At 62.1% G+C, this 14,969-nt stretch carries 17 protein-coding genes; 11 read left to right on the top strand and 6 right to left on the bottom strand.

What is annotated here, in order from left to right; genetic code table 11:
- The first annotated feature begins 91 nt into the window (after nucleotides 1-91).
- From fliF to visR, 3 genes are all read left to right on the top strand, one after another.
- A complete protein-coding gene (gene fliF, locus J2Y48_RS00565) occupies nucleotides 92-1,777 on the top strand; it encodes a flagellar basal-body MS-ring/collar protein FliF (protein ID WP_310411121.1) in 1,686 nt (561 codons plus the stop codon).
- Nucleotides 1,778-2,410: 633 nt separating this feature from the next.
- Nucleotides 2,411-3,151, top strand: a complete 741-nt coding sequence (gene visN / locus J2Y48_RS00560; RefSeq protein ID WP_310411119.1) for a transcriptional regulator VisN — start codon at nucleotides 2,411-2,413, stop codon at nucleotides 3,149-3,151.
- Between the two features lie 11 nt (nucleotides 3,152-3,162).
- Entirely contained in the window at nucleotides 3,163-3,897 is a 735-nt protein-coding gene (gene visR, locus J2Y48_RS00555; protein WP_310411116.1) for a transcriptional regulator VisR, read from the top strand.
- Between the two features lie 24 nt (nucleotides 3,898-3,921).
- On the opposite strand, the gene J2Y48_RS00550 is transcribed toward visR, so the two are convergent.
- The 6 genes from J2Y48_RS00550 to motA form a co-directional block, all read right to left on the bottom strand.
- Entirely contained in the window at nucleotides 3,922-4,377 is a 456-nt protein-coding gene (locus J2Y48_RS00550) for a hypothetical protein (RefSeq protein ID WP_310411112.1), read from the bottom strand.
- 18 nt (nucleotides 4,378-4,395) lie between these two features.
- Nucleotides 4,396-5,463 carry a flagellar biosynthesis protein FlhB gene (gene flhB, locus J2Y48_RS00545; protein ID WP_310411109.1) on the bottom strand — a complete coding sequence of 356 codons (1,068 nt, stop codon included), beginning with the start codon at nucleotides 5,461-5,463 and terminating at the stop codon, nucleotides 4,396-4,398.
- Between the two features lie 145 nt (nucleotides 5,464-5,608).
- Nucleotides 5,609-6,646, bottom strand: a complete 1,038-nt coding sequence (gene fliG, locus J2Y48_RS00540; RefSeq protein ID WP_310411106.1) for a flagellar motor switch protein FliG — start codon at nucleotides 6,644-6,646, stop codon at nucleotides 5,609-5,611.
- A 27-nt stretch (nucleotides 6,647-6,673) separates the two neighbouring features.
- Nucleotides 6,674-7,306 carry a flagellar motor switch protein FliN gene (gene fliN, locus J2Y48_RS00535; protein WP_310411104.1) on the bottom strand — a complete coding sequence of 211 codons (633 nt, stop codon included), beginning with the start codon at nucleotides 7,304-7,306 and terminating at the stop codon, nucleotides 6,674-6,676.
- A gap of 52 nt (nucleotides 7,307-7,358) precedes the next feature.
- Complete coding sequence (locus J2Y48_RS00530; RefSeq protein WP_310411101.1) at nucleotides 7,359-8,309, bottom strand: FliM/FliN family flagellar motor switch protein; 951 nt, start codon at nucleotides 8,307-8,309, stop codon at nucleotides 7,359-7,361.
- The gene (motA, locus tag J2Y48_RS00525; protein WP_310411098.1) at nucleotides 8,310-9,182 is read right to left on the bottom strand and encodes a flagellar motor stator protein MotA; all 873 of its coding nucleotides are present in this window, start codon (nucleotides 9,180-9,182) and stop codon (nucleotides 8,310-8,312) included.
- 185 nt (nucleotides 9,183-9,367) lie between these two features.
- Between motA and J2Y48_RS00520 the strand changes: the two genes are divergently transcribed.
- From J2Y48_RS00520 to flgG, 8 genes are all read left to right on the top strand, one after another.
- On the top strand, nucleotides 9,368-10,147 hold the full coding sequence (locus tag J2Y48_RS00520) for a DUF1217 domain-containing protein (protein ID WP_310411096.1): 780 nt from the start codon (nucleotides 9,368-9,370) through the stop codon (nucleotides 10,145-10,147).
- Nucleotides 10,147-10,872: a flagellar basal-body rod protein FlgF gene (gene flgF, locus J2Y48_RS00515; RefSeq protein ID WP_310411092.1), complete on the top strand. Its 726-nt coding sequence runs from the start codon at nucleotides 10,147-10,149 to the stop codon at nucleotides 10,870-10,872. The genes J2Y48_RS00520 and flgF overlap by 1 nt, the downstream gene beginning before the upstream one ends.
- 45 nt (nucleotides 10,873-10,917) lie before the next feature.
- Nucleotides 10,918-12,300, top strand: coding sequence for a flagellar protein export ATPase FliI (fliI, locus tag J2Y48_RS00510; RefSeq protein WP_310412671.1), 1,383 nt, complete (start codon nucleotides 10,918-10,920; stop codon nucleotides 12,298-12,300).
- On the top strand, nucleotides 12,297-12,857 hold the full coding sequence (locus tag J2Y48_RS00505; RefSeq protein ID WP_310411090.1) for a flagellar protein: 561 nt from the start codon (nucleotides 12,297-12,299) through the stop codon (nucleotides 12,855-12,857). Before fliI ends, J2Y48_RS00505 begins: the two co-directional genes overlap by 4 nt.
- 175 nt (nucleotides 12,858-13,032) lie before the next feature.
- Nucleotides 13,033-13,413, top strand: coding sequence for a flagellar basal body rod protein FlgB (gene flgB, locus J2Y48_RS00500; RefSeq protein WP_310411086.1), 381 nt, complete (start codon nucleotides 13,033-13,035; stop codon nucleotides 13,411-13,413).
- Nucleotides 13,414-13,415: 2 nt separating this feature from the next.
- Complete coding sequence (gene flgC, locus J2Y48_RS00495; protein WP_310411083.1) at nucleotides 13,416-13,835, top strand: flagellar basal body rod protein FlgC; 420 nt, start codon at nucleotides 13,416-13,418, stop codon at nucleotides 13,833-13,835.
- A complete protein-coding gene (locus J2Y48_RS00490) occupies nucleotides 13,832-14,170 on the top strand; it encodes a flagellar hook-basal body complex protein FliE (RefSeq protein ID WP_310411080.1) in 339 nt (112 codons plus the stop codon). The genes flgC and J2Y48_RS00490 overlap by 4 nt, the downstream gene beginning before the upstream one ends.
- Nucleotides 14,171-14,181: 11 nt before the next feature.
- Nucleotides 14,182-14,964, top strand: coding sequence for a flagellar basal-body rod protein FlgG (gene flgG / locus J2Y48_RS00485; RefSeq protein WP_310411078.1), 783 nt, complete (start codon nucleotides 14,182-14,184; stop codon nucleotides 14,962-14,964).
- Nucleotides 14,965-14,969: the final 5 nt, after the last annotated feature.

The raw sequence follows: 14,969 nt of genomic DNA, 5'->3' as shown, positions 1-14,969 counted from the left end.
GCTAAGGCGCCTTACCGAGGGTGGGCAATTCAACTGAGCAGGTCTGCCTTCATGGCCGATGGCAACCTGGCAAAGTTCGTGCGGGAACAGAATGAATCTGTTGGAACAGCTTAAGAGTATTGGCAAGAATCTCGCGTCACTCGGGCAAACGAAGCTGGCGCTTCTGGCCGGCGCAGGCGTCGTTACCGTAGGGTTGGTGCTTGCAGCCGCATTCTTCGTCAACAAACCCGCCTTCGAGACCTTGTATGTCGGGCTGGAAAACTCGGACATCAACCAGATCAGCATCGCGCTGGCGGAAGCAAACATCAACTTCAAGGCAGGCACCGAAGCCGGGAGCCTCCAGGTCCCCGTCGGCGAGACCGGAAAGGCGCGGCTTTATCTCGCCGAGCGCGGCCTGCCGAACAGCTCGAACTCCGGCTACGAACTCTTCGACAATGTCGGCTCGCTGGGCCTGACCTCGTTCATGCAGGAAGTCACCCGCGTTCGTGCGCTTGAAGGCGAGATCGCCCGCACGATCCAGCAGATCAACGGGATCGCCGCCGCCCGCGTTCACATCGTCATGCCGGACCGCGGCAATTTCCGCAAGGCGGAGCAGGCGCCGACGGCCTCGGTCATGATCCGCGCCAGCGGCACCGCCGGCCGCAAGTCCGCCGCGTCCATTCGCCATCTCGTCGCTGCATCCGTTCCGGGGCTGGAAGCCGAACATGTGACGATCCTCGACTCCGCCGGCCAGTTGCTCGCCTCCGGCGACGACGCGGAGGGCAACACGCTCAACCGCTCGCTCAACATCGTGCAGTCGGTGCAGGAAGACGTCGAGCGCAACATCGAGAAGGCGCTCGCCCCCTTCCTCGGCATGGACAATTTCCGTGCTAGCGTCATGGCGGCGCTCAATACCGATTCCCAGCAGACGCAAGAAACGGTCTATGATCCGGAATCCCGCGTCGAGCGTTCCGTGCGCGTCACCCGGGAAAGCCAGAAATCCAACCAGAGCCAGTTGCAGAAGCCGGCGACGGTCGAGCAGAACATTCCCCAGGGCGGCCCCGACGAGGGCATTGGCCCGCAGTCGAGCGATCAGGCCGACAAGAAGGAAGAGCAGACCAACTACGAAATCAACAGCAAGACCGTTGCGACCGTTCGCAACAGCTTCCAGATCGAGCGGCTCTCGGTTGCCGTCGTCGTCAACCAGGGTCGCATCGCCGCGCTCGTCGGCGAGCCAGCCGACCAGGCGAAGGTGGATGCCTACCTGGCGGAGATGCAAAAGATCGTTTCGTCGGCGGCCGGCCTGAACGCCGATCGCGGCGACGTCGTCACGCTGACCGCCATGACCTTCCTGGACAACCAGCTTCTCGATGAGGCCGTGCCCGGCCCGGGCGTCATGGAAACGCTGGCGCGGAACCTGTCGACGATCATCAACGCGCTTGCCTTCGTCGCCGTCGCCTTCCTCGTCGTCTGGTTCGGCTTCCGTCCGGTCGTGCGCTCAGTCACGGGCGGCGCCGGTGCCACGGCGCTGGAAGCCGATTCGGCCGGCCTGGAACTGCCCGACTTCTCTCCGGCCGTCGGCGTCGGAGCAGGCGGCGGTGCGCTGATGGACGGCTTCGGTGCGGACTTCGGCTTCGACAGCACCGACGATCTCCTCAGCGCTGGAGACGATGGCGAGGGCGTCTTCAACCGCCGCGTCAAGGAAGGGCCGGAACGGCGGCTGGCCCGCATGGTCGAGATCAGCGAGGAACGCGCGGCCAAGATCCTGCGCAAATGGGCCGAGAACCAGGCCGCCTGATTCACCGCACAGACGAAACAACGAAGGTCCCGCCGCAAGGCGGGATTCTTTTTTCGGGCAATGTCACGCGCCATCAAGGATTAGGCCTGGCCGGGTCCAAAATTCACCGGTTGCGTCCACGAGCAACGGTGCAGAGAAGCCCGGCCTGCGTTCGGAGCTTTTTGCGCAGGGTGTGACTCGAAAGTAACGATTTCCCGAAGCTGAGACCGAACTTCCCCTGCGTCAGTTCCGGCTGTCCCCGATTTTTCTCGCGCTCAAGAAAAAATGTTCCGCCCAGGCATGACGAACGTCAGGCCGAATTTGAGCACCGCAAGGTTGGTAGCACCGGGCGCGAGAATGCGGTTGGAATGACGCCCGATCCAAAAGTCTGATTGTTAACAAAAGTTTAAATCCAGAAGTGGGGCCTGCGGCAACATGCCCCGCGCGGTCGACGCGAATCGATTCACGGCGCGACACAAAAGTAAACCCCGATCTGGGGCTGTGGCTTTTGATTCGCGTCCCTGTACACTTTAGTCACTGATTCGTTTGGTGAATCCCGCCCCATGCGGCTTGATCGGGCGGCGCCGGGGGCTCTTGGCGCCGACACGAGGGGAAGGCGGGATGATCCGGCCGAATTCGGCAACGGGGGCTATTATGGAATCGATCAGAGCGGATGTAGCGCTCCGGGAACCCCGTGGGTTTCCTGCGATCGCCGGTGAGCGTAAGAGTGCGCGTGAACTTCTGGTTCATCAACTGAGGCGCTGTGCGGATCGCGCCAGCCTCTCGGCGGGATTGCGGGTGCTCACGCAGTATGTCAGCGCTTCCCATTATCTCCTCGTCCGCCATGACCTGTCGTTGAACGCCGACATCGATTTCGTTGTCGCTTCGGACTGGCCTTTCGATATGGTGCGCAGCCTTGCGAGCTCGATCGGAGCGAACCATGTTCGCATGAGCGAGTTCGAGCGATGCTGCAACGTGATGCAGCCAAGCTTTTCGCACCTTGCCGACGATGTCGCCGTGCCTGACGGCGTCAGCCGCGAGTATTGCGCCATCGCCTTCAATGTCGGGCGGGTGCGGATGGCGTTTCTCCTTCTTTTCCCCGAACACATTATCCTGTCGCAGAGCAAGCTTCGCGATGTTGGACTTCTAGCCGGCTATCTCGCCAGCGTCTGTTGCCGACCGGCGATGAGGCTGGAGCGCGAATCCGACCTTACCGATCGCGAAATCGAGTGCCTCTATTGGATTGCCGAGGGCAAGACGAGCGACGAGATTGCGGTGATTCTCGGTATCTCGCGCAACACGATCAACAACTACATTGCCAGCGTGATGCGAAAGACCGCGACCAAGACGCGCTCCGAAGCGATCGCCTGGGCGGTGCGAAGCAATCTCGTCTGAAGGCAAGTGCGATGGACATTCAGCTTCCCCCGGTCGCTGCGGAAATCCAGATCGGTAAACTTTCCAAGCCGCAACGCACCGGCGACGCTGTGGCCACGCTTCAGCATCTGCAGAAGGTGATCGGTGCGAGGAACTTCGCCGTCTTGCGCAGCCTCGGCCAGGGACTCCCTTCGGCCCGGCGTTTGACTTGCGCGCTCAGCAACTGGGCCGATCAAGCTGAGCACCGGACGCGCCTGCTGCTGGAGGCCTATGGCGAAGAGTTGATGGCCCACCTTGAGGTCTCCACTTTGCCGGTCGTTTGGGAAGGTGAGGAGGCCGACCGGATCACGGCGATGGAACTCGCTCCCTTTACCGAGCGCCTCACGTCGGGACGCCTCGCGTCCTCCGGGATCGCCTTGCCGGTTCGCCTCGGCTCGAACGGCAACGGTTTTGTCGTCTTCACCGGTAAGGACCTCGTCTTTGACAGCGAGGTCGTGCTCGACATGCACATGCGCGCCAATCAGATCATGATCGATCTGCTGGGGGCAAACGAGAAGCGGATGCAGTCGGTCGAAACGCTGAACGACCGTGAGATTGTTTGCCTGCAGATGGCGGGTGACGGCTGCATCAGCGAAGCCATTGCGGAGAAGTTGGGCCTCTCGGTCCACACCGTCAACGCCTACCTCGGTACGGCCACGGGCAAGCTGGATGCCGTCAATCGCATTCAGGCCATCGCAAAGGCGATCCGCTTCGGCTACATCAGGTGAGCCGAAGCGGCGCGGCCGGAAGACTTATGCCGCAGCGTCCATAGCGTCCAGAGAAGGCGACCCCATGCGCTTGAACTGCGCGTCCTTGAGGCTGGCGACCAGCAGTGCTGTATTGTCGTCGGGATCGGCCGCGGGGTTGTCGAAGGCGACGTGGGTGATTTCCAGGCCGGCGCGCTCGTTGCCCAGCTGTAGCCGGGCATAGACGGTGACGCCCTGCGGGCGCAGTTCGAGGTCGAGCGTGACTTCGGGTTCGTCACCCCACTCGAGCTTGTAGTCCCCGCCGGCGCCGAAGACGACGGTGCCGGGCAGGAAGTAGAGCTCAGCAGCCGACGCCACCAGGTCGGCCAGATTTCCGTAGCACTCGAAGCGCAACAAGGACACGAGATCGGCTGCGTCGAGCAGCCGTAGTTCCGTAGCAACCGGGCCGATCGCCTCGGCCACAATCCTCTCGCGCTGGGCAGAATAGGAACATTTTCTCATCGGATCTCGCTTACCGTCTTATTTGGGCGAAGCTTGGTAGACCCGGTGAATCAGCTCCGCCACGGCTTTGTAAAACACCGGCGGAATGACACTATCGACCGAGACTTGCGCAAACATGGAGCGTGCGAGCGGCGGATCCTCAAAAACCGGAATGCCATTTTGCTCGGCCAACTCGCGGATCTTCAGGGCGACCAGATCCTGGCCCTTGGCAACCACGATGGGGGCCTCCTGCTCTTCGCGCACATAGCGCAGCGCCACGGCAAAGTGGGTCGGGTTGGCGATGACGAGGGTGGCGCGCGGCACGTCGGCGATCATCCGCTTGCGGGCGCGATCGCGCTGGATCGAGCGCAGGCGGCTCTTGACGATCGGGTCGCCCTGCGCCTGCTTGTGCTCCTCCTTGACCTCCTGCTTGGTCATGCGCAGCTCGGAGTACCAATGGTGGCGCGTCCAGGCGAAGTCGAGCGCGGCGATCGCGGCCGTGGCAAACAGGATGATCACGAGGATCTTGTGGGCTTCCTTCGCCAGGATGGCGAACACCGCCGAAGGATCGGCGAACATGGCGTTCAGGGCGGCAAAGTAGTCATCCCAGAGGACGAAGACGACCACGACCGAAACAACCCCGACCTTGATGAAGGATTTGCCGAATTCGACGAGGCCCTGCTTGCCGAACATCCGACCAAAGCCCTTGATGGGCGAGAGCCGCGACAACTGCGGGCGCACGCGCTCCAGCACCGGGCTCGGCAGGTTCTGCAGGATCGAAGCGGCGAGCCCGAATGTCATCATCATGATGAGTGCCGGCAGCAGCAGCGCGCCGGCCTCCCAAACGAGGTGGCGGAATAGCGCGATGATGTCGCCGCTGGTCTCCAGATCCCATGCCTCGGGTTGTTCGAAGAGGTCGCGCAGCGTTTCGGTGATTCGCGATATGCCACCCGGCAGGAAGAAGACCAGGAAGAGATAGATCGCAATCGAGGAGGCGAAGACGGGAATTTCGCGTGCAAACGGCGTGTTGCCCTTTTCCGCCGCGTCGCGGATTTTCTTCTCTGACGGGGCTTCTGTTTTGCTATCCTTGTCCTCGCCGTCGGCCATGGACAACTCTCCCGCAGTTCGCGTGACCGATCAGGTTCGATCCGGCCGCGCTGCGCCGGCGCCGGCGCACAAAAAAGGACCCGATTCTCGTCGAGGATCGGGTCCGGGAAACGGTCAAGCCTGGAGCAAGGAGAGTCAAGTCGGATCAGGCCGCGGCCTGGGTCTCGTCCCGCTCTTTCAACTGAATCTGACCCGCTGCGGCCAGTCGGATTGCCTCCTGGGTGATCGAGCGGCGGGCGATCGCCACGTCGCGGGGGCGAACGCCCTGGTCGCCGGCAGCGAGGTCGGACTCGATCATGCGGCGCTGGCGCGCGCCGATCGAGGACAGGACGGCTTCGCGCAGATCCATCGACGTCCCCCGCAGCGCGGCCGTGATGATATCGCCGGCAACGTCGTTGAAGAGCGACACCCGGCTCGCCTGCGGCATGGAGAGCAGATCCTCGAACAGGAAGATCTTCGGCCGGACCTTCTTGACGGAAGCGGTGCTGATCGTCCCCAGCGAGGCGAGCAGTTCGTCGACCTGGTTCTTCTCCAATTCGTTCATCATCTCGGCAACCTTGTTCGAGCCGGGCGAGTTGCGCTCGGCCTCGAAGGCATCCATCATTTCAAGAACGCGGTTCTCGATAATGGCGGCGGCCTTGGGGCTGGCCTCCTTGAGGTTGACGGCGCGATTGATGATGTCGGCACGGCTCTCCTCCGGGACTTCGAGGAGAATCTTCGCGCCGAAGGCAGACGGCATCATCGAGAGGATATAGGCGATGGTTTGCGGATGTTCCTTCAGCAGATAACGGCTGATGAAGGCTGCGTCCGCATCCTGCAGGCGATCCCAGATGGTCGTCTCGTAGGCCTGGAAGGCGGTGCGGCGACCGAGCAGGCCGTCGACCTCGTCCGGTGTCAGGCCTTCCTCGAGGATGCCTTCCATCATCTTGGCGTTGTCCATCAGACCCGCGCCTTCGGTGAACAGATCCTCGAACTCGTTGACCAGCTCGAGCAATTCCTGCGGCGGGATCGGGCGGAGGTTCTGCGCCGCGGCGATGATGCCCTGGAGCTCACCTTGTGTGAAGAACTTCAGAAGTTTGCCGGCGACCGGTTTGCCCATCGCCAGAAGCACCGCTGCTGCCTTGTCCACCGGCGTCAGCGGTGCGCCGACTGCGGTGCTGCCGAAATTGTCGAAATCCATCATGGATGCCTCCTGAAACCTTCACCGGTATCAGATCTTTGAAGTGCTCTTGACCTCGATGAGTTTCACCCCAAAACGGGTGTCATCGTTTTCGAGGACGGTGATTTCGCCGCGACCGATAGTCCGGCCGTTGACCATGATCTCGACGGGTTCGCCGATGCGGCGGTCCAGCGCGATCGTGCCACCTTCGGTGAGGTTCATAAGGCCGGAGACCGGCATCTGCGACGAGCCGAGGACAATCTGCAGGTCGATCGGGATGTCCATGATGAGGCCGAGATTAGCCTCCATGGCGCTTCCCAGCGGTTGGGTCGGGGACTCTCCTAGTTCCGGAATGCCAAAATCGCCGGGGAGCCCCGAATCGCTGAACGGCATTGTTTCGGCGACCCCGAAGCCGTCGCCGAAGCCGGTGGCAGCCGTGTCGGCACCGAAGTCGCCGCCAAAACTGGTGTCGGTCGTACCGGAGCCGAAATCGCCGCCAAAAGCGGCCAGTGGATCGCTTTCCGCAGCTTGCGGGAAGTCCATGCCGAAGTCAGTGGTGGATGGACCGGTCGCATCCTGTTTCAAGACGCCGCGCAGATCATCGATCGCCTGTTCGAGTTCGGCGTCGTTGGCGCTGATGGTTGACGCAAGGTCGTCCGCAAGGGGTGATTTTTTAGGTGCCATGTGATCACTGTTCCATCTTGAGCTTGCCCGAAGCGTGCTGCCTGGACTGGTGCTATCCCATAATGTGTTGCAGCAGCTCGTCTTCCGAGCCGTAAGTATCCTTTACGCGGACCGTATAGCGCGCACCGGAACGACCAAACTCGCAAACATAGAGCTTGTTGCCGTTGGCGCTGACGTCGACGCGGACGTCGGTCGTATCGTGGAACGGGATGATATCGCCTGCTTGCAGGCGGCTGATCGTGTCCAGGGTCTGGCTCTCCAGCCGGATCCGGGCCTGCAGCGTTACTTTCGAGCGGCGCACCTGCTCGCTGAGTTGCTCGCTCCACTCCCTGGGCGTCTTGATCTCATTGGCCGCCTTGGGGGCGGCGATCGCCGATTTCAACAGTGCGCGTTGCGGTACGACGAGATAGAAGTTCGACAACACAGGACCGATACCGACGGACATCTGCACCATAGCGGCAAATGCTTCCTCCGAACCATTCTCCGGCGTCTTGCGGCCCTCGACGTTGTAGGGGGGGCCGACGAGCGGCTCGTAGCTGTTGGTACGGCCGACGGCAATCTTAAGCACACCGGAGATCCGGTCGACGATCATCGCAGCGACATCGAGTTCGATGCGAGACAGTGGCCTGGGTTCCGGCTCCTCGATCGAGTCGCTGACGGCGCCGAGCATGTTCTCCACCAGGGTGACGATGAAGGGGCTGTCGCAAACGACGGCATACTGGCCGCTCCAGTCGCGAAGTTCGCAATCGGCCAGCGCCATGGCGCCGCCGAGCCCGGAAATCAGCTGCCCGTAGCGACCGACCTCATAGCCGGCGTAGGAAACGGCGATCTCGAAGCCGAATTCTCCGGCCAGCACGTCGGGCAGCAACTCGGCGAACACGTCGCCAAGGGCGGCGCAACGCTTCGAGATGGTTTCCCGATCTCCGAGTTGCCCGACAAGGCGGGCAAGCACGATCGGATCATGTTTGGGCTTTGGGGACGCGGTCATGTCGTTCCTGCTCATTTAGGCCGCCTTCGAGTCGCCGCGCGGATTCATCATTTCCTGCTCGACGGCATCGATGGATGGCCGCTCATAGGAGGAAATGGTCTTGCGACCGTACTCGAGCGCGACTTGCGGAACCGACCCGTTCATGTAGGCAAGCAGTGTCTGCTTGACGATGATGTAGAGCCGGTTCTGCTTGGCGCGGACGGACTTGATGTTGGTCGCGATCGGCGAGACCACCGAATAGGAAAGGAACACGCCAAGCAGGGTTCCGACCAGGGCGGCTGCGATCTTGCCGCCCAGGATTTCCGGAGATTCGTTGATGGCGCCCATGGCCTTGACCACGCCCAGGACGGCCGCGACGATGCCGATCGCCGGCAACGCGTCGGCGACGGTGCTCATCGCCGTGTAGGGCTTCATCTTGTCGTTGCTGATGGTCTGGATTTCCTCGTCCATCAGCGCCTCGATCTCGTGCGAGCGAGCATTGCCGATGATGATCAGGCGGACGTAGTCGCAGATGAACGTGGTCAGTTCCTTGTTCTGCAGGACGGTCGGGGACGACTGGAAGATCGATGATTCTTCCGGATTGTCGATGTGGCTCTCGATCTCGTTGCGCGATTTCGTGCGAAGGTCCCGCATCAGGCTGTAGAGCACGCCGAGTGTGTCGAGATAGTGCCGTTCCTTCGGAACCGTATGTTTGAATGCCTCGAGCAGCGCCTTGCCTGTGTCCTTCACCACCTTCATCGTGTTGGCGATGATGAAGCCACCGAGACCCGCGCCGCCGATAATCAGAAGTTCGTAGGGCTGGTTGAGCACCTCGAGATGCCCGCCCATGGCCATGTAGCCGCCAATGACGCAACCGAAGGTGACGATCAGACCGATGATGATGTTCATTGTAAGCCCACAAGCCCCGACATAATTCCGACCGTACCTGAATAGGATTCCAGCCTTGTGTGAGGCTGTACCTACGGGCCCCATTTCAAGAAAGAACCGGTTACAGGTTCGCGCAAGCAAGGAAGGTCAGGTTGGCGCCGCGGGCGGCACTGTGCCCTGATGAACGGAAAAGGGCGGAAGCCATCGTGACGACCACCTACACGAGCTACAGACTGATCAGCGCCGATCTCGCAACCTCGCTCAAGCGGGTCGCCGAGCAGCCGGACGTGAAACGCGAGAGCGAATACTATCTGGCCAAGATCGGCTCGATCAAATCCATCGACGCGTTCTTCGCCGACAGCCGCCTTTACAACTATGCGATGAAGGCACACGGCCTGGAAGACATGGCCTATGCCAAAGCCTTCATGCGCAAGGTCCTGACCGAGGGTATCGACAGCAACGACGCATTCGCCAACAAGCTCTCGGACAGCCGCTACAAGGAATTGGCGGAATCGCTGAATTTTGCCCGGCACGGCGAGGCAGCCACCAGTTTCGATCGTGCCCAGAAGGGCGTCGTCGACAAGTACAGCCGCCAGACGCTCGAGGTGGATGCCGGCAACGAGAATACCGGTGTCCGGCTTGCGCTGTATTTCGAGCGGATGGCTTCCTCGATTTCCAGCGGCTATTCGATCATCGCCGATGACGCGATCTCGCAGGTCGTTCGGACCGCGCTTCAGCTCCCCATGGAGTTCGTCGGTACCGACGTCGACCGCCAGGCCGCCTACTACGAAGACGTTCTCGATCTTACCGACTTCCAGGATCCGGTGAAGGTCGGCAAGTTCCTCGAGCGCTTCACGGCGATGTGGGAGCTCGACAATCCGTCCGGTTCCTACGACCCGCTGATGGTGTTCCAGCCGACGAGCCTGACCGGGATCTCCACCGATCTTCTCATTTCCATCAACAACCTGAAACTCGGAGGCCGCTAATGGAGACCGGGCTTTATGTCTCGCTTTCGTCCCAGATCGCGCTCGATCGTCGCCTGACGACGCTTGCCGACAACGTCGCCAACGCCAACACGGTCGGCTTCCGTGCAACCGAGATCAAGTTCAACGACGTCGTCGCCAACAATGGCAAGGCCAGGATCGCCTTCGTGGACCAAGGCAACGAGTACCTGTCGACCCGCAATGGCGGCATGACAGAGACCAACGGCCCGCTGGACTTCGCGATCAAGGGTGAAGCCTGGTTTGCCGTCCAGACGCCACTCGGCCAGACGCTGACGCGCGACGGGCGCTTTACGCTGACGGAAAACGGCGATCTGGTTACGCTGAACGGTTATCCCGTGCTCGATGCCGGTGGCGCGCCGATCCAGATCGACGCCAATGCCGGCCCGATCAAACTGAGTGCCGATGGCCAGCTGAACCAGAACGGGCAACCCGTCGCCGCGCTCGGCCTGTTTGCGGCCGATCTTTCAGCCGGCTTCGCGCGCGCCGGCAACAGCGGCATCATTCCGACGCTGGCTCCCGAGCCGGTCGTCGACCGCATCGACGTCGGCGTGGCGCAGGGCTTCGTCGAGGAATCGAACGTCAATCCGATCTCCGAAATGACCCAGCTCATCACCGTCACGCGTGCATTCGAGAGCATCAACTCGCTGCTGCAGCAGAGCGAGTCTTCAATCGACAATGCGATCAAGACGCTCGGCGGCAGCCGGTAACACCCGATGAGCATTGTGACGGACAATCAACCAGGCAATCCGGCAATGAGTGGTGGCGCCCGCAAACTCAGTGCGCTTGCAGGGCTCGTGCGGCGCTATTCCAATCCGGAATTCTCCGTCGCGCACGGCGGTCATGTGCAGACCATCGCGGCGGGAAACTATACGGTCAGCGGCTTGTCGCGGCATGTGCGGCTGGGGGAGTTCGTGGCGCATCGCAGCCCCACGGGCATCCATCTCGGCGAAGTGGTTCGGGTCGAGCCGGATAGCGTGGTCGTCTGCCCGATCGAGCCGGGCGAGCCGATCGGTATCCACGACACGGTCATCCGCAAGGGCGCGTTCCGCATAGCGCCAACGGCGGCATGGTGCGGCCGCACCATCAACGCGCTCGGAGAGCCGATCGATGGCCGCGGGCCGTTGACGCAGGGCGATGTTCGCCGATCGATCGCCAACACGGCGCCACCTTCGATGACGCGTCGCCGCGTCGAGCAGGGTTTTTCCACGGGTGTTCGTGCCGTCGATATCTTCGCGCCGCTTTGTCTGGGCCAGCGCCTGGGGATTTTCGCCGGATCAGGGGTCGGCAAGTCGACGCTGCTTTCGATGCTGGCCCGCGCCGATGCTTTCGACAAGGTCGTGATCGCCCTTGTCGGCGAGCGCGGCCGCGAGGTGCGCGAATTCATCGAGGACACGCTCGGCGACAATCTGTCGAAGTCGGTGGCGGTGGTTGCGACCAGCGACGAGAGCCCGATGCTGCGCAAGATGGCGCCGCTGACGGCGGTTACGATCGCCGAACACTTTCGCGACCAGGGCGACAACGTGCTGCTGATCGTCGACAGCGTCACGCGCTTCGCGCATGCGATCCGTGAAGTGGCGACCGCATCCGGCGAGCCTCCGATCGCGCGTGGCTATCCGGCGTCGGTGTTCACCGAACTGCCGCGGCTGCTGGAACGGGCCGGTCCCGGCGCGGAAGGGACGGGGACGATCACCGCGATCATCTCGATCCTGGTGGATGGCGACAACCACAACGACCCGATCGCCGATTCGACGCGCGGCATTCTCGATGGTCACATCGTGTTGGAACGCAGCCTGGCCGACGAGGGGCGCTACCCGCCGATCAATCCGCTCTCCTCGATCTCGCGCCTGGCCCGCAAGGCCTGGACCGCTGATCAGGAAAAGCTGGTGGCGCGGCTGAAAGCGTTGATCCACCGCTACGAGGAAACGCGTGACCTGCGCCTGATCGGCGGCTATCGCCCCGGCAGCGATGCTGACCTCGATATGGCGATCAGGCAGGTTCCGATCATCTATGACGTGCTGCGTCAGACACCAGGCGACAAGCCGGCCGTCGATTCCTTCGCCGATCTGGCGACGGCGTTGCGCAACGCGCCGGCAAATCAGCCGAACGGGGCCGGCAATGCGAGGGCAAGGGGGTGAACTTGACGGACTATGAAGCAGACAAGACTGTCCTGCCGATGAAGCGACCGGATAAAATCGGCAGCTTCGGTGATCGGCTGCTCGTCACCGCGGGCGTGACGCTTGCTGCCCTGGCTGCCTTCTTCCCCTGGTATGTCTTCCTCAACCCGCAGGAATTCTCCGTTCCGCCGCTGTGGCAAGGCAACACCCGCGATCTGCCGGAAACGCCGGCTCGCGAAGTGATGAGCGTTTCGCCAGCCGCAATGGTTGATGACGACGATGCGGATAAGGCGGGCGACGTCGACCCGGTCAAAACCGCCACGGTGCCAAATCTCGGCCTTGAGAAGAAAACGGGTGCCACGCCCGAGAAGTCGCTGGATCAGCCGCTTCCCGCGCCGACCGGCTTCCGGCTGATGCATGTCGCAAACGGCCGCGCCCTGATCGAGGATGCTTCGGGACTGTACATCGTGCGGGTTGGATCGATTCTGCCCGACAGCAGCCGGCTTGCGACGCTGGAACAGCGTGACGGAGAATGGGTGATCGTCACCTCCAACGGCGATATCTACAAGCGCAACTGATTCACTGGTCCACAGGAACAGCCTGACACCGACCGCCGGCCGCCCCGCCGGCGGTCGCTGCTTTTTGAGCCCCACCTCCACGGCTTCAGGCTCAAACGGAAGCACAAACTCCCGGCAAGTCCCACGCAAGTTTAACGCCGTAGGTTCCGTGGCACCAACGATGGAGTTTGCCGTCATGCAACCAATTCAATTCTTCGAGCTGGCTTCCAGGCAGGCCGAGTGGCTTTCCGTTCGCCAGTCCGTGGTCGCAGGCAACATCGCCAACGCCAATACCCCCGGTTACCGGGCCAAGGATGTGAGCGCCTTCCAGTCGGTGCTCGAAAACACCGGCATCCGCATGGCGGCCACCAATCCGATGCATTTCGCCGAGGCGAGCCTGAGCAGCGAGATCACCGAGATCGAGCCGAACAAGGATGTCGGCGAGCAGATTTCGGGCAACACCGTCGGTCTTGCCGAGGAACTGATGAAGCAAGGCCAGGTCAAGCGTGAGTTCGAGCTCAATGCCGGCCTCGTCAAGGCGTATCATCGCATGATGCTGATGACTGTCAGGAAATAATGATGGATCCCCTACTCGCCTCAATGAAAGTCGCCGCCTCCGGTCTGGAAGCGCAGTCCACCCGTATTCGCATCGTTTCGGAAAACCTGGCGAACGCCCGCTCGACCGGCGACACGCCCGGAGCGGACCCGTACCGACGCAAGACCATCACCTTCGTGTCCGAGCTCGACCGCGTAAGCGGTGCTTCGCTCGTCGAGGTCGACCGTCTGGCGGAGGATGAAAGCGACTTTGCGGCGGAATTCGATCCGGGCAATCCGGCCGCCGACGAGAAGGGCATGGTGAAGATCCCGAACGTCAATGTGCTGGTCGAAATGGCGGACATGCGCGAGGCCAATCGCTCCTATGAAGCCAATCTGCAAAGCATCAAGCAGTCGCGCGATCTCATCAGCGCGACCATCGACCTCCTGAGGGCATCGCAATGATCGAATCAATCCAGAGCGTCCGGTCGTTCTCCACCTCCACCCTGACCGGAACGGCGACGGAAAACACTGTCGCCGGCAGTGCGGTCCAGTCGCCGCTGGCCCCGAGTGTGCCGCAGCCGATGAGCTTCTCCCAGGTGCTGGGCGACATGGCAACCGACGCGGTCAACTCGTTGAAGCTCAGCGAAACGAAGTCCTTCGAGGCGGTTCAAGGCAAGGCGAGCACCCGCGAGGTCGTTGACGCCGTGATGAACGCCGAGCAGGCGCTGCAGACGGCGATCTCGATCCGCGACAAGGTCGTCACCGCCTACCTCGAAGTCGCCCGCATGCAGATCTGAAGGACAGTGCCATGAAAGCTCTCGCCATCGCCGCAACCGGCATGAACGCGCAACAGACCAATCTCGAGGTCATCGCGAACAACATCGCCAACATCAACACGACGGGTTACAAGCGGGCGCGCGCCGAGTTCTCCGACCTGCTCTACCAGACCGAGCGCGCCCAGGGCGTACCAAACCGCGCCAATGCGGCCATCGTCCCGGAAGGTGCGATCATCGGTCTCGGCGTCAAGACCGCGGCCGTCCGCAACCTGCATCTGCAGGGTGGTCTGACTCAGACCGGCAACTCCTTCGACATCGCGCTTGTCGGCCGTGGCTGGTTCCAGATCGAAGCGCCGGACGGAACGACGCTCTACACGCGCTCGGGTGCCTTCAACACCAACGCCGACGGACAGCTCGTCACGCTCGACGGCTACACCGTTGCGCCGGGCATCACCGTGCCGCAGGAGGCAACCGCAGTCACGGTCAACCGCTCCGGCCAGGTCTTTGCGACCGTCAACGGCGAGGAGCAGGATCTCGGTCAGATCACCCTTGCGAACTTCATCAACGAGGCCGGTCTCGAGCCGCTCGGGGAAAACCTGTTCCGCGAGACCGATGCATCGGGCGATGCGATCGTTGGCACACCGGACGAGAACGGCTTTGCCTACATGCAGCAGAACTACCTCGAGGCGTCGAACGTCGATCCGGTCAAGGAAATCACCGACCTGATTTCGGCCCAGCGCGCCTATGAAATGAACTCCAAGATCATCCAGGCGGCAGACGAAATGGCGGCCGTCGTGAGCAAGAACCTCCGGTAACCGCA

Source organism: Mycoplana sp. BE70 (genome assembly GCF_031455855.1).
Taxonomy (GTDB): Bacteria; Pseudomonadota; Alphaproteobacteria; order Rhizobiales; family Rhizobiaceae; genus Mycoplana.
The sequence above is the reverse complement of the archived record's forward strand: the minus strand, read 5'-3'. Positions and strand labels throughout refer to the sequence as shown.